This is a genomic window from Planktothrix prolifica NIVA-CYA 540 (assembly GCF_963864145.1).
GTDB classification, from domain to species: domain Bacteria; phylum Cyanobacteriota; class Cyanobacteriia; order Cyanobacteriales; family Microcoleaceae; genus Planktothrix; species Planktothrix agardhii.
Window position 1 is genome coordinate 4,785,196 of sequence record NZ_CAWLTW010000001.1, and the last position, 15,397, is coordinate 4,800,592.

General features: G+C 36.4%; 10 protein-coding genes. 6 read left to right on the forward strand and 4 right to left on the reverse strand.

Annotated elements, in window-relative coordinates; translation table 11 throughout:
- Positions 1-43 precede the first annotated feature (43 nt).
- Both AC559H_RS21315 and AC559H_RS21320 read right to left on the reverse strand, forming a co-directional pair.
- A complete protein-coding gene (locus AC559H_RS21315; protein WP_052349632.1) occupies positions 44-2,227 on the reverse strand; it encodes a CHAT domain-containing protein in 2,184 nt (727 codons plus the stop codon).
- 425 nt (positions 2,228-2,652) lie between these two features.
- Positions 2,653-2,874, reverse strand: coding sequence for a tetratricopeptide repeat protein (locus tag AC559H_RS21320; protein WP_026795002.1), 222 nt, complete (start codon positions 2,872-2,874; stop codon positions 2,653-2,655).
- Positions 2,875-3,208: 334 nt separating this feature from the next.
- Between AC559H_RS21320 and AC559H_RS21325 the strand changes: the two genes are divergently transcribed.
- Positions 3,209-3,331, forward strand: a complete 123-nt coding sequence (locus tag AC559H_RS21325; protein WP_339435779.1) for a hypothetical protein — start codon at positions 3,209-3,211, stop codon at positions 3,329-3,331.
- 68 nt (positions 3,332-3,399) lie between these two features.
- Here the strand turns inward: AC559H_RS21325 and AC559H_RS21330 are convergent, their stop codons facing one another.
- Together AC559H_RS21330 and AC559H_RS21335 are read right to left on the reverse strand one after the other, a co-directional pair.
- A complete protein-coding gene (locus AC559H_RS21330; protein WP_026795001.1) occupies positions 3,400-4,371 on the reverse strand; it encodes a GDP-mannose 4,6-dehydratase in 972 nt (323 codons plus the stop codon).
- 105 nt (positions 4,372-4,476) lie between these two features.
- The gene (locus AC559H_RS21335; RefSeq protein WP_036833051.1) at positions 4,477-7,992 is read right to left on the reverse strand and encodes a glycosyltransferase; all 3,516 of its coding nucleotides are present in this window, start codon (positions 7,990-7,992) and stop codon (positions 4,477-4,479) included.
- A gap of 218 nt (positions 7,993-8,210) precedes the next feature.
- On the opposite strand from AC559H_RS21335, the gene AC559H_RS21340 reads away from it, so the two are divergent.
- The 5 genes from AC559H_RS21340 to AC559H_RS21360 all read left to right on the forward strand — a co-directional run bounded on the left by AC559H_RS21340 (position 8,211) and on the right by AC559H_RS21360 (position 15,392).
- On the forward strand, positions 8,211-8,519 hold the full coding sequence (locus AC559H_RS21340) for a hypothetical protein (protein ID WP_026788376.1): 309 nt from the start codon (positions 8,211-8,213) through the stop codon (positions 8,517-8,519).
- 21 nt (positions 8,520-8,540) lie between these two features.
- Entirely contained in the window at positions 8,541-10,412 is a 1,872-nt protein-coding gene (locus AC559H_RS21345) for a tetratricopeptide repeat protein (protein ID WP_051319682.1), read from the forward strand.
- 95 nt (positions 10,413-10,507) lie between these two features.
- Positions 10,508-12,538, forward strand: coding sequence for a tetratricopeptide repeat protein (locus AC559H_RS21350; protein ID WP_026794998.1), 2,031 nt, complete (start codon positions 10,508-10,510; stop codon positions 12,536-12,538).
- Positions 12,539-12,540: 2 nt separating this feature from the next.
- The gene (locus AC559H_RS21355; RefSeq protein WP_026794997.1) at positions 12,541-14,472 is read left to right on the forward strand and encodes a tetratricopeptide repeat protein; all 1,932 of its coding nucleotides are present in this window, start codon (positions 12,541-12,543) and stop codon (positions 14,470-14,472) included.
- A gap of 443 nt (positions 14,473-14,915) precedes the next feature.
- A complete protein-coding gene (locus tag AC559H_RS21360) occupies positions 14,916-15,392 on the forward strand; it encodes a TspO/MBR family protein (RefSeq protein ID WP_026788382.1) in 477 nt (158 codons plus the stop codon).
- The last annotated feature ends 5 nt before the right edge of the window (positions 15,393-15,397 follow it).

The following is a 15,397-nucleotide window of genomic DNA, read 5'->3' on the forward strand; positions in this document are numbered from 1 at the left end:
CCTCAACGGATTAACAATAGTAGAATCTCAAGAGAATTTTAACCTATTTTCCAATTGCACAGAAACCCGCCCAATAATAAGCTTCTTTAAAAGGTTGATAGGTTGATGAACGCAACCCTAAGTTTAGCTGTTGACGGAGTTTTTGTTTGGATTCTGGTTTTAATTGTAGCGCATCTAGCCATTTTATGAGGTTTTCTTTATCAACGGTTCTTAACCAGCTTTGGGCTTGATTTAAGGCCAAACTCACGGACTTTTCAGACGGGAACAGTTCATAAAACTTAATCATTAAAATCGCCGTTGATAAATCACTGACTCGCCATAAACTACAAATCACATTTTTAACCCCGGCAAACAGAAACCCACTGGGAAGACTAATATATTCTTCTAAAGTCTGATCAAATTGTGTTAACCCCGTTTCACAGGCGGATAATATTACCAGTTCCCCTTTTGGGAAATCTAAACTAAAGATTTCGCGTAGAGTATAACATTGATTGGTATCGACTTGTTTACCTTTTCTCCAAGGAAGATAAGACCCCCCCTCAGTCCCCCCCTTGGTAAGGTGGGGAAGGTTAGACCCCCCCTCAGTCCCCCCCTTACTAAGGTGGGGAAGATTAGACCCCCCCTCAGTCTCCCCCTTGGTAAGATGGGGAAGATTAGACCCCCCCTCACGTCCCCCCCTTACTAAGGTGGGGAAGATTAGACCCCCCTTTACCAAGGGGAAGATCAGAAAGTTCTTCACTCCCCCCATTACCAAGGGGGGCCGGGGGGGGTCAACCACCGCACCTGCTAAAATCAAATGGGATAATAATGGAGACTCAAAGTTAAACGACCCGTGACAAGCAAAGTGGAGATAATTGGCATCTCGAAAGAGATCACTATTGGGGGGCTGAGTTAGGGCGATTTTAGTGGCTTGTTCACGCAATAAAATATTCTTATCGGTAAATTTAGATGCAATCACATCCACTTCTAATTCTGCAAAGTCTAATTCTCCTGTGGGATTTTGAATCGCAAATAATTGAATATTGTTAACGGCATGGTCTGAATTTTCCTCCCGCAAGGCAATATTTTTTAACGACATTAACCCCATTTGCAAACTCGGTAAATATTGCACCCCCTGAGAAAATTTATCAAACAAACAGACGGTTTTTCCGTTATCTTTAGCAACGGGTAAAGCATGGAGGGGAAATAAATGTAATTCTCGATAGGGAACTAAGATTAAGCGTTGACAAGTGGGCGGAATTTTGCTCAAAATATGATTAATATTCAGAATTTCGGCTAATTCTTCTAAAAACGATTCTAACTGATCTTCCCAGATGTCGGTTTCGCTATTATAGGTTTCTAAATAGCGATCGCGCAATTCCACCACTGCCGTCACCGCTTCCGGTTTTGATTGCCAATAATAATCAGCGCGAAAACCTGATTGATCATCCTTCTCCCTCTTTTCTAAGGCGAGTTGGGGGGAATCTGCCCAAACTATAAACGCATAAATCCCTTCCGACGCGATAAACCATTCCACTAACGCCGTTTTCTCTGGCAATAATGCCGGAATTTCTGATAGATTAATCCGTTGCACCCGTTGGGTATATTCAAAGGTGGAATCAAAGGTTTTAATCTGTTCTAAAACTTGATTTAATTCCTGCTTTTGCTGAACCAAAGTTTCCCGAATTTGATTAATAGAATCAATCGGAATATTAACAGCACCCACACTTCGACTTTGAGGAGAATCTGGATCAATCCCAGCAGCCGGAATATCGCCGCCTAAAGATTCGATAAACCGTTGATTGGCAGAAAGTTCCCGACGCAACTGTTCTAACCGTTGACAAATCTCTGGTGGGGTATTTTTCGGCAATAAATCCCGGTTAACCAAGAGTTCAATTAAACTGCGAGACTTGCCGCGCTCCAGGGTTACTAAGGCTTTATCTATCTGGTTCTGATGGAGATAAGCTTGGACAAGGCGCTCATAAACCCCAACATTCTCACGCCGTCGCTGTTGTTTATTGGCATCGGAGCGATCGCGGTGACAGAGTTCTTCTAAAGCATCCAGGGCGGCTTCATAGCCCGTAATAGCCCGTTGCCAGTTTTCCACCTCAAAGGCAGTATTACCCAAATTACGCCCGATCAATAAATATTCTACCGGAAACTTCAGGGGAGAAGATAAAGCTAAGGCAGATTGCCAGGTTTCCCAGGCTTGGGGGATTTGTTGCAGTTTCTCGTAGATAGATGCCAAGTTATTCAGACTATGAAATTCTCTGCTACGATCTCCGATTTCTCGTGCAATCGTTAAAGCCTGCTGTTGACATCCTCGCCGCCGTAAAACGGACGGTGATTCCTAAACTTCACAATTTAGGTTTCTGCTTCTTAGCAACTGCCTCTACCCACAAGGAGTTTTCTGGTCTTATGTTCGCTCCACAGACTATCCCCGCAAGCCCTGCGGTTCTTATGTGTCGAAGTCTCAAAAAGAGAATTCTTAAGTTTGTGTTGATTCTAGGGGTGGACTGCCCATTGCCCTATCCTCATTTTCCCGGTCTACCGATTTTTCTGCGCCGCCAGTACAACTGGGCTTCGCTCGTTAGGCTGTCTGAATCCATCGTCACGGGTGGGTCAGTGACCATCCACATTCTAACACAAAGCCTAAGTAGAACTTAGGGGTTTCTACCCATTTTTTCGATAATAGTCGATAGCTTGTTGATACTGTCCCAAAAAATTGTAAACATTGCCCAAGCTGCCCAGAGCAACGCCTTCTCTCTGACGATCTCTGATTTCCTGGTAATGCTGCCAGGATTGTAACCCTTGGCGATATTGACTACGATAATATTCCTCAATTCCTTGATTGAATAAGCGATCCGCTTCAGCTTTTTGCTGTTCTGGGGTCATGGCACTATTCCTGGGTCTGGGCTGGGGTTGCTGATATTGATTTTAACTTGAACAGGACTTACGCAAGCAGGCTATATATAGCGTGTCAAAAGTAGGCGATCGCATACCAATGATAATAGCAATCGCCCTCAAAAGTCCTAATTATTTATTTTCCCCCCAATTTTGGGGGCTAGGGGGCTAGATCAGCAGTTTTAGAACCTATTTCTAAAGCAGCAATATTTGCCCCCTAAATCCCCCAAAATTGGGGGACTTTAAGATGTTGTCCTGTTAATAAGTCCTGTTTAATAAGGGTTTAAATCAAGAAATTAAAGAATTACCTTTAGTTAGTGTTTGTATTCCGGTTTATAACGGAGAAAAATTTATTGCTGAAGCAATATCTAGTATTTTATCTCAAACCTATTCGGCATTATCAGCTATTTCCCCCCCCATTTCGTCAGCAAGCGGTATTGATCTATAATTCTATCCAATGAATGGGGTTTGCCAACCTAACCAAAACCCTGTGATGATTGTAAATTCATTTTGATATTAAAGCCCTGAAGGGCTTACTACGAGTTTTGCTTCGATCATCATTTTTACAACATCGGGCATTTTATATTTTGCCTTCCATCCTAACTTTTGTTCTGCTTTACCCGGATTTCCTCGACCTACTGCAATATCCGTAGGTCGTAATAAATTACTATCAGATTTAACACAGGTTTTCCAATCTAATCCCACACAGGAAAAAGCTGTTTCTATAAATGATTCTAAGGCATAGGTTTCCCCCGTTGCGATCACATAATCATCGGGCTCTTGCTGCTGCAACATTAAATACATGGCTTCTACATATTCTGGAGCCCAACCCCAATCTCGTTGAATTGAAATATCCCCTAAATAAAGTTTATCTTGTTTTCCGGCTGCAATATCAATCGCGGCTTTAACAATTTTTTGGGTGACAAATCGTTCGGGACGCAGGGGAGATTCATGGTTAAATAGAATCCCAGAACAGGCAAATAAACCATAGGCTTCTCGATAGTTGGCGACTTCCCAAAAAGCCGTTGCTTTGGCTACAGCGTAGGGACTGCGGGGATGAAATGGAGTGTTTTCATCGGCAGGAAGTCCTTTTGTATCGCCAAAACATTCACTGGAACTAGCATTATAAAGTTTAATTTTAGCGCCTGTAAATCGAATCGCTTCTAATAAATTTAATGTGCCAATTGCCATGCTTTCTAAGGTTTCTACAGGTTGTTCAAAAGATAATCCTACTGAACTTTGACCTGCTAAATTATAGACTTCATCGGGTTTAACTTTAGTCAAGATTTGCAATACACTTCTAAAGTCCGTTAGACTCATAGATTCTAATTTGATTTTTTCCCGAATTCCCAAGCGGGATAAATTGCTAAAGGAAGACATTTGAGCATCCCGTGATGTGCCATAAACGGAATAACCTTGTTTTAACAATAGGTCGGCTAAATAGGCCCCATCCTGTCCCGATACCCCACAAATTAATGCTGTTTTCATCTTTAATTGACAATCCTTAATGTTTGATTTCATAACCCGCGAAGGCGGGTTTCGTCCGTGTAGCGACAGATTGAAATCTGTCGGAATATCGGAATCTTAAAACTATTATAAACGACTAACAATCCCTAAAATTCGTTCCATTGCATATTTCCATTCTGGGGATTGACTTAAGGTAGAAGCATCCAACGGATAGTTTTTGTAATTGGATAATCGCACAAAATCATTCACCCATTCTAACACAGATTCGGTGGCAAATTCAAAGGGGGAGTATTTTAAAGATTGTTCAAGAAAGTTAACCATTTGAGATAGATTACCTTGGGTATAATAATACCAAGCATTCCAAAGTAATGAAGCATATTTGAGACGATGGTTGAGATGTTTTACTTCAGTTTTCGTTAAGGGTAAATTGATCAAGTCATCTTCCTGGTGGGAAGTTAAAGCAATTTCTATAATTTCTAGGGTTTGTTTTAACATCCGGTCTTCTTTAAAGAGTTCTTCCGCCCGTTGTTTGGATGCTACACCCATTTTAGATAATAATAGAGGATTAATTGCTAATTCTTGAAGACTTTGAACAAGTTCATTAACCGTTTTTTCGGGATCAATATTAGGATCACTTAACAGTTTTCCCGTATCTCCTAATCCTTCGGGAATACCACCCGCAGCCGAGGCGATAATGGGTAATCCTTTTGCCATGGCTTCCATAATAGCAAAGGAGGGGGCGGCTTCTGCTAGGGAGGTTAATATAAAGATATCACAGGCATCTAACCAGTCGGGAATATTCCATATTTGCCCTAAGAATATGACGCGATCGCTAACTCTTAAATCCTCAACTTTTTGCTTTAATTCATGTTCTAAATCATGATCACTTCCCTGTCCTGTTCCTGCCCAAACAAAGTATAATTTTTCCCAGATAGAAGTGTGTTTTAATTTAGCGATCGCTTCTAACTGAAACCGATGTCCTTTAATCGGTGCTAATCTTGCTGTTGTTAAGCACATCATCCCATCTTCAGGAATCCCTATTTCTTGCCGTAACCGTTGACGAGTGGCTAAATTAGGCGGGGCAAAATATTTTTCTGATCGCCCATAATATACTACATTTCCTTTATTTTTCGGTAAGCCAAATTGGTCTTGTAAAATCTGAATATGTTCGTAAGCTGCGGTATTAAAGGTACGCGAAGAACCATATTGATATAATACTCCTTTGGCGTAGGGAACACCATCTCCCATAGTAAAATTAATATGTTCTGGCATAGCTAATCCCAAGGCAATCATATATGGAATATTCCGTTGAATTGCAGTTTGTTTAGCGGCAAAATGGGAGTAAGGCCAGCCATCACTAAAAATAATAAAATCGGGCTTAATTTCATCATAAATGGCTTCTGCATCTTGGGTATTTCTGAGAATTCGCGGTAAATCTTTACTGGTACTATAGTCTAACCAATATTGCTGAATTTCTAACTCTTTTTCCTCCTCAACTAAGGGGTTATCATGTTTGGGTCTAACGGCCGTTACCCGATAGCCTAATTTAGCTAATTCACACAGAATTAAATGATCATATTGGGCTAAACCTCCAATACCCGGATCATCGGTATTTATTAACAGAATATGGGGTTTATTCGAGGCAGGAGTTAAGGTAGATTTAGGTCGGGGAGTAAGTTTTGGATTCATAATTTTATGGATAACAGTTTGCCATTCCTGAGACTTAATTAAAGCATAGGTATCTATTTTTTCCCCATAGTCTGACGCAATATTTTGAAACCCATCAAGCCATTGAGAAATTGTTTCGGTTAGAGGGGAAAAAGTATGTTTTATAGAGTTCTCTAAACAATATATCATTAAATCGGGATAACCATCTCGATACATTCGCCAAGCTAACCATACCCAGCGCTCATAACTTTCTTTTCGATGTAATTTACTAATTTGATCAGGAAGATTCGGATGATTAAAAAAATTATCCATAACAATTTCAGTATTTTTAATAACTTTTAATCCTCCTGACATTAAGTTATGATCATGTTGACGGTAACAGGCATGAATTTCTTTTAACCAAACAGTTTTACATCCCATTAAAGATAACCGTAAGACAAAATCTAAGTCTTCGGTAGGGGGATAATGATGATCAAATCCTCCAATCTTTTCCCACCATTCTCGACGTAAAATCATAGCACTAGGACGCACACATTTATGTAAAACCCAAGTTTCTAAATTTAATTCTGGTGCGTTTCCCCAAGGCGTAATGACACTCACTCCGATTCCTTTTTGATTAACAATACACCAGCCACTTTGGATTAAATCAATAGTTGGATCATTATCAAAAGCAGCGATCTGTTCTGCTAATTTTTGGGGTAAGAAAAAGTCGTCTCCATCTAAAAAAGCTAAAAATTCTCCTTGAGCTATTTCACAGCCATAATTTCTAGCTTTTGCTGCTCCTTGATTATCTTGATAGATATATTTAATTACAGGGAAAAAAGGTTTGAGAATTTCTTGAGTTTGATCTTGAGATCCATCATCAATCACAATGACTTCATAATTAGTATAGGTTTGTTCGAGAACACTTTTTACACATTGTTCAATATATTGGTCACAATTATAAGCGGGAATAATCACACTCACTCTAGGTTTATTTTGGGAAATATTTTCAGTAATTAATTGTTTCCATTCGGGTAAATTATAGAAATTTTCTAAATCAATTTCGTAACCATAACCACGACAATAACCAATAAATCTATGTACCCAATCAGAAATTGTAATGGCTACGGTATAAGCAGTATAAAGTAAAGATTTTTGGAGAAATTCAGCCATTGCTTGAGGATGATTGGTATGATATAAATGCCATGCCATCCAAGTTAAAGTTTCATATCGAGTGGGTTTTTCCAGTTGCAAAATTTCATCGGATAAATTAGGCTGACTGAAAAAATAATCGTGAAGTGCTACAATTAAGTTAGCCCTTTCTCTAGCTTTTTGATTAGAAACAGTTTGCTGATGTTGCCGATAATTAACGGTAATTTCAGGGAGCCAAATGGCTTCATATCCTTGTGATGCTAAACGCCAAATAAAATCAACATCATCGACTCCATTAAATCCAGAATCAAATCCTCCAACTTGTTGCCAAGATTCTCGCCTAAACATCAATGCACTGGGTAAAATTGGAGTTCTTGTCATCCAAGTTTTTAAGGTTAAATCGGGTAACTCATGCCAAGGTTCAATATCAGAAATGTTATGATTATTTTGATCAATTAAACGCCAACCACTATTAACAATTGCTACCATTGGGTTAGCATCAAAACAAGCAACTTGATGGGCTAATTTTTCCGATAAAAACACATCATCTTGATCCAGTAAAGCAATTAATTCTCCTCTGGCTTCCTGAATTCCGCGATTTCTAGCGGCTGCAACTCCCTGATTAGATTGAGCAATATAATGAATTAAAGAAGGATCTTGCCTTGTTTCTAAATAGTGTTGTATAATTTGAGGAGTGTTATCTGTTGAACCATCATCAACTATAATAATTTCATAGTTTGAGTAAGTCTGGCTCAAAACACTATCAATGGCTTGGCTAAGGTAGCGATCGCCATTATAAACCGGAATAATAACACTAACTTGAGGAAATGAACTTAACATAAAAATACGGTTTTAGCTAATCAACCTGTTATTATAAGTCTTATTGGCTTACATGATCAGTAGTTTGAGTAAATCGGATTGGATATCGGTTTGAATCAAAGCCAAATACTGGTTAAAATCTGAATAATTTCTAATTTATGAGGGATTTTAAAGTGTAATCTTTAACATCCTAGATGTTAAAATTTCTGGCCTATATGATGCAGTAAGGAGCGTTTTTTATGCCTCGTGACTTTGGACTAATTAAAAAGGGTAAGATTCAGAAGCCATCAGGAAAACATGATAATTTTGGAAAACCCCCTAAGTCTGTGATGTTACCTGGTTTAACAGGTAAGAATATACAGACCCTAAAACCCGTTAAATGGACTCCCATTAAACTGATTTTATTTTTGATCTTTGTATTTGGGCCCTACGGTGCTTTATTATATGTAGCTAGTGGGATTTCTCAAGTTTTATTTATCTATTTGTTGGCAATTCCTACCATTGCTGGTTTAGTATTTTTTCTGATATATCAACTCACTAAAGGTTAACAATTATTGGAATAAATTTTAATGAGTTTTGATTTTAACTGCTTACATCCAGAGCCGATTTCAGCTTCCACCTTATACGAACAGGCAGAACTTTATAGAAATCAAGGAAATTTGGTAGAAGCGATCGCACTTTATCAAAAAACTATCGAACTTGATCCTAACTTTTCCTGGGCCTATCATCAACTGGGAGATATTTTCTCCCAGCAAAATAACCCGACAGAAGCCATTTTTGTTTATCGTCAAGCGATCGCCCTTAACCCCAACTTTTCCTGGTCTTATCATAACATAGGAATGGCATTAATTCAACAAAAAAAATGGGATGAAGCAATTTTAGCTTACTCAAAAGCTATTGAAATCAACCCTAATTTTTGTTGGTCATATTATTATTTGGGAGAGGCTTTTTATCAACAACAAAATTGGCAAAAATCTGTGAATGCTTATTTTCAGGCTTGGAAACAAAACCCGGATTTATTAGAAAGTATTAATCAAATTGGAGCTATACTTCAAACTCAAATCAAAAAGGGATTAGATCCGGTAATTAATGATTATTGTTCGGTAGTTAATGAATCTTCTAAAAATAAATTGTTACCAATTGATTTTGAACTTTATATAAAATTGGCAGAAATTCTAATTCAAAAAAATTATGGGTTTGCAGCCCTTATATTTTACCAGATTGCCTTGCAAATTCAACCTAATAATTTAGATATTTCTCAAAAAATAGAAACTATTTTAGAGCAAAAAAAAGTTTTAGATCAAGAGGTAGAAAAATGTCGGGATGCTGTGCAACATAAACCCAATGATCCCCAAGTTTATTATAACTTAGGAATGGCTTTATATCGTAACCAACAGCCGGATAAAGCGGTTTTTGCCTATCTCAAATTTTTAGAACTTAAACCCGATTTGTACCTTTGGAATTATCAAAATATTGTTGATTTAATAGCAACACAAAATCAAATTGTCACAGCCATTAATATTGTTAATCAAGCAATTAAAAAAGATCCAGACTCCTCTATTTATTATTTGAATTTAGCCGTATTATATACTGCTCAAGGAGATTTACAATCTGCGATTAAATATAATTATATTGCTGGTCAAAAAATCATCCCTAAATTCCGTCCACAATGGCAGAATATTTCAGCACTATTAAAACCTGTTAATCACCTAGATTATTTAATAATTGGAACCCAAAAAGGTGGGACAACTTCTTTAAATTACTATCTTTCTGAACATCCCAATATTATGTCCTCAATGATTAAAGAAATGCCCTTTTGGTCAAATCAAGTTCATCGAGGTTTGGAGTGGTATTTTTCCCATTTCCCCCCCATTCCTCCTAACTATCATTGTTTAGTAGGAGAAGCAACACCAATAAACTTTAATTCTCCAGAAGTAGCCGAAAACTTAGTTAAATTTTTTCCGAATGTTAAATTAATTTTATTATTAAGAAACCCGATTGACCGAGCGGTTTCCCACTATTATCATTGGTTAAGTTTAAAATGGGAATTATCTTGTTTTGAAGAAGCAATTCAACGGGAAATAGATCAATTAGAGGATCAAACTATTGATTTTTGGAGAAAAATCCATCAACCAAACTTTCAAGGATATTTAGCTAAAGGGTTATATATTTATTTCTTAGAAAAATGGATCAAAGTATTTCCTAGGGAACAGTTTTTAATTTTAAGCAGTGAACAATTCTATACAAACCCTGACCAGGGAACAACAGAAGTCCTGAAATTTTTAGGTTTACCGGAATATCATCTTTCAAACTATCATCAATATAATACCCGACCCTATCCCCCCATATCTGAACCAACTCGGACATTACTCAATGATTATTTTCAGCCTTATAATCAGCAGTTAGAGGAGTTTTTAGGAATGCAGTTTAACTGGAATTAGATTAGATTTATGTTATAATTATAATCTGTCTAGCTAAATCCATATAAAAACCTATTTTAACTTAAATTTATATTTTTTAATGTCAATATCAAATCATGATTAGAGAACCTGATAAAATCAAATTGGAAGATCAGTTTAATTTAGGAAATAAATTTTTAGATAATGGCAAAATTGATCAAGCAATTGTTTGCTATCGTTACGCCATTGAATTTAATCCAACCTTTTATCATCCTTACTGTCAATTAGGGTTGGCTTTAAGTCAAAAGGAGCATTTTACAGAAGCAATTTTAGCCTATCAAAAAGCCATAGAATTAAATCCTAGTTTTAGCTGGTCGTATCAAGGTTTAGGGGAAAATCTTAGTAAGGTAAAACGCTGGGAAGAAGCTATTTTAGCCTATCAAAAAGCCATAGAATTAAATTCTGATTTTAGCTGGTCGTATCAAGGTCTAGGGGAAAATCTTAGTAAGGTAAAACGCTGGGAAGAAGCGATTTTAGCCTATCAAAAAGCCATAGAATTAAATCCTGATTTTATTTGGTCTTATTATGCTTTAAGAGAAGCTTACCAAGCCGTTAAACAGGAAAACAAAGCAGTTTCTACTTATCGTCGCTTTATTGCTATTAATCCTAAAATTGCGGCAGGTTATTTTAATTTAGGAATAATTTTAAAAGAATTAAAACAATGGGAAGAAGCGTACATTACTTTTAGTGATTGTCTAAAAATTAATCCTGATTATCCTGACTTAAATTTAAACTTAGAAATAGTCTATCAAAAATTAGGAACGTATTTACAACAGCAAGCAATTACTTGTGATCAAAATTATATTAAAATCAACTATCATTCTAATTTCTATTTATTGATTACAGATTTTTTAATTAAGCAACAACGATGGGAAGAAGCAATTCCCTATTTATTGCAATGGTTAAAACGACATTCAGATAATTTTGATAGTTATGTTAAATTGGGTTTAATTTTAGAAAAAATGGGGCGAAAGTTAGATGGAGATGGATGTAAATATTTGCAAATTATCCCCCTTGATGTACTTCAAAAATACTTGAATTTATCACCTGATTTACTGATAAATAATCAAGATTATCCTCCCGCTCAGAAAATATCAATTTACCCTCAAAGTTTAGTAAATTTTAATCCTCCAAACGGAATATTAGGAGAACCTAATTTTAGGTTGTTTCCTAACTCTATGCTATCCTCAGAAGCGTTTGTTGCAGTCATCCCTAATGGACGAGGGTGGGGAGATGCTTTAACATCTGCTGTTATGACTTCAGAACACCAGTTAATTAAGGATTTATCAACAGGTTGTGGTGAGTTAATAATTAGTCGTGAACAATTACAAGATCCTTTGGAATTACAAGGAAATGTAGCTTTTTTATCAGCGCAATTCGGATTAATTTATTACCATTGGATGTTTGATATTATAGCCCGTTTGCATTTATTAGAGGAAGCTGATTTTGATTTCAATAAAATTGATTGGTTTGTCGTTAACCGTCATCAATCTCCCTATGAAAAAGAGATGCTAAAGCTGTTGAATATTCCCGAACATAAAGTAATTGATAACTGTATTTATCCCTATGTTAGAGGGTCAGTATTATTAGTTCCATCTCCTGTTCATTGGAGTCATTTAAAGTCTTCAAAATGGGGAGTAAATTTTATTAAAAATAAGTTTCTTTCCGCTAGTATTAATTCAAATAATTATCCCCAGCGAATTTATATAAGTCGCCAAAATGCTAACTGTCGAAAAGTTATCAATGAGTCGGAGTTTTTACCCTTTTTAGAAACATTAGGTTTTCAAACGCTTTGTTTAGAATATTTACCTTTTCAAGAACAAGTTGGTTATTTTGCTAATGCAGAAATTATCATCGCACCCCATGGGTCAGGATTAACTAATTTAGTCTTTTGTCGTCCTAATACAAAGGTGATTGAGTTTTTATTTCCTGAATGGGAGACTTCTTATTATTGGCAACTTTGCAATATAGTCGGCTGTGAATATTACTGTTGTGTCGGTGAACCGATAGATGATGAAGGATTAAATTTTATTCCAATTTTTGACAATATAAAAATTAAGTCTTATACTATTATTGAACTTTTAAAAATGGCAAAAGTTATTAATTAATTATGACTCATTTTAACGATGATAATACCAAAAATAATTCACAAATAGCAGAATCTCATTTAATTTCTGCAAATCAATGTTTAGAAGAGGGAAACCCTGAACTAGCTTTATTTTTCTATAATCAAGCCATTGAATTAAATCCTGATAATGACCAGATTTATTATAAATTAGGTCAAACTTTAATGCAGTTAGAACGTTATGAAGATGCGATTACAGCCTATTCTAAATCTATTCAACTTAATCCTAATTTTCCTTGGTCTTACAATAGTTTAGGAGAAGTATTAATTAAATTAGAACGCTGGGAGGAAGCGATCGCAGCCTATACTCAATTTATTAAATTTAATAATAATTTTTGTTGGGCTTATTTTGGTCTAGGAGAATCTTTTTTTAACTTAAATCAGATAGAAAAATCTATTAATTATTATGAAAAAGCAATTAAATTTGAGCCTACAAATTGCTGGATTTATATTAAATTAGGGGATGCTTTATTAAAATTAGACCAACCAGAAAATGCGATTAAATCTTATTCTCAAGCAATTCAGCTTAATCCAAATATAGATTGGTTTTATGAGAAATTAGCGGAAACTTTCTTATCTAAAAATCAGTTAGAAAATGCAATTCAAGCCTACCAAAATGCTATAACTATAAATCCGCAAAGCTGTTACTATATCGCAATTGGTAAAATTTTAATCCAACAGGAATTATGGGATCTTGCTTTAGATTATTTAATTAAAGGATTACAAATACAGCCAGATTACTATGAAGCATATAATTATATTGCTAATATTTTTGAACAAAAAAATCAACTATTAGATGCTGTTTTTTGTGAAGTTCATCATCAATTACCAATCTCTTTAATTCAAAAAATATTTAATTTATCAGAGGAGCAGTTTATCACAACTAATACAGCTAAAAATTTAGCTATAATGCCAGTTTATCCCCCTACCAATATCAAACTCAAGCCTCCTAAGTTGATTGAAGGAACCCTCAACCCTTATTTTCAAGTCCCCTCAATTAATTTCCCAGAAACCTTTGTTTCTAGTATCCCTCAAGGCAAAGTTTGGGCAAATTCATTGAGCAGTGCTGTTCTCACATCAGATCATCAATTAGTAACAGACTTATCAACAGGAAGTGCTGCTTTAGTCGTTAATTCTTCTCATCTAAATTCACCTAGAAACTTAGGGGGAACTGTGGCATTTTTTTCTATAAAATGGGGAGAAAACTATTATCACTGGATGTTTGATATTATTGCTAGGTTTGATTTATTATCAACCTATTGTTCACTAGAAGAAGTAGATTATTTTATCATAAATAGATGTCAATTTGCTTATGAACGAGAAACCCTATATCTGTTAAATATCCCTTCAGAAAAAATTATTGAAACTTGCAATTATCCGGCTTTACAAGCGGATCGATTTTTAATTCCGTCCTATTCCCATTCGACTTACAGAACCCCTGAATGGGCTTGCAACTTCTTAAAAAATTTGTGTCTCAAGGGTCAAGATCATCAAGGATTGTTTCCTTTAGAAAGAGTTTATTTAAGTCGAAGTAACGCATCCTATCGTCAGGTATCTAATGAAGCAGAAGTCATCTCATTTTTACAGCAATTTGGATTTACAGTCTTGAGTTTAGAAACTTTATCGGTCAGACAACAAGCCTATTATATGGCAAATACTAAAGTCATTATTTCTCCCCATGGAGCAGCTTTAACCAATTTAGTTTTTTGTTCCCCAGGAACTCAGGTGATTGAGTTTTTAATGCCAAATTGGACGCTATCTTGTTATTGGGAATTAAGTAATATTGTGGGTTGTGATTATTACTGTTTATTTTGTGAACCTGCCGATTTTGGCCGTTCTCCGACGGATGGATCTCAAAATATTAAGGTCAATTTGGATTCTCTTTTAAAATTAATGCAATGGGCTGGAGTTGTTTAGGAATAGGGATCAATTTTCCTACTTTTGGGAGATTTTACTAATAACCAACTAAAATAATCTGAATAGGGTTAAAACCGTAAAAAATTGTCAGAAACCCCACGCCTTTAGGCGGGGGCTTGTAAAAGCCTAATCTGACCAGACTCAGGTAGCAATACCTACGTTAGAGGCAAGCGTTAAAGTTCTTACCTACGGATGCGTTTAGCCAGTCTGTAGCTCTAAAACCGAATCGTTAAACAGGTGTAATGGGTTAAGCCAGTGCGATTTGGATAGTACCGACCTCTAACTTTGTCGAGGCTCACATTACCGGAGCGATCCGAGTCGGTTTCTAGGTTCCGAACCAAAAACCTAGTCCCCACAAAGGGAAAGATAATCTTTCAGGCCGCTTTAGCCGCATCCGTGTTCCTCCCCATAGTTAAAGCTAGGGGTTTCCCACTCGTTTTTTGATGATTAAATCTTGGATGGTAATTGGAGGAGTGGCGTTTTTAGTCGCCTTAGCCAATAATATTCTATTAACTTCTGATGATATCCGATGGTTTAATCGTTTAACCCGTCCCAGTTGGTTAACCTTTGAAAAAGCAATTCCTTTAATTTGGATAATCGTTTTTATTGCGGGGGCTTGGTCAGCAATTTTAGTCTGGGAAGCCGAACCCGGAATATCCCAAACCTGGGTATTAATGGGATTTTACCTATTATTAGAATTAGTGATTTTGTCCTATACCCCGGTAATGTGCAAAACCAAAAGTTTACGCATCGGAACAATATTAGGCGGGACAGGTTTTATTTTAGGCTTAATGTTAATGGTGAGTGTTTGGCCAGTGTCTCAAACCGCAGCCTATTTACTCCTCCCCCTTGTCCTGTGGAGTCCAATTGGAACCTATACCACCTGGGCGATGCTCCCACTCAACCCCGCAGATGTTTAAAAACA